Source organism: Priestia sp. SIMBA_032 (genome assembly GCF_046535215.1).
Lineage (GTDB): Bacteria > Bacillota > Bacilli > Bacillales > Bacillaceae_H > Priestia > Priestia aryabhattai.
In genome coordinates this window covers 1-265 of record NZ_JAWRXD010000831.1, presented here as the reverse complement: position 1 = coordinate 265, position 265 = coordinate 1, and the positions used below count along the sequence as shown (strand labels likewise).

General features: G+C 58.9%; 1 protein-coding gene. It reads left to right on the top strand.

Annotated elements, in window-relative coordinates; translation table 11 throughout:
• A partial coding sequence (locus SB717_RS36665; RefSeq protein WP_410907982.1) for a Wzt carbohydrate-binding domain-containing protein occupies positions 1-265 on the top strand: 265 nt, incomplete at both ends.

Genomic DNA, 265 nt, shown 5'->3' with positions numbered 1-265 from the left:
CAGGGTGTGTTCACGCGGGACTTTGCCGGCGTGTTCTTTGGTAGCCATATCCGCAACATCCAGGGAGCGGAGATTACCGGCCAGCGTTATCCCGAAGAGGGCTCGTATGTGCCGGACGCTCGCGCAGGAACGCAATTCAAGGTGAGGTTCGCTTTCAATATGAACCTTATTCAGGGCGCGTATTTCGCTGGTGGCGGCGTGTGGTCGGCGGAGGAGCCGGCATGCGCACATCGAATTGTGGATGCCGTGATGTTCCGGATCACGC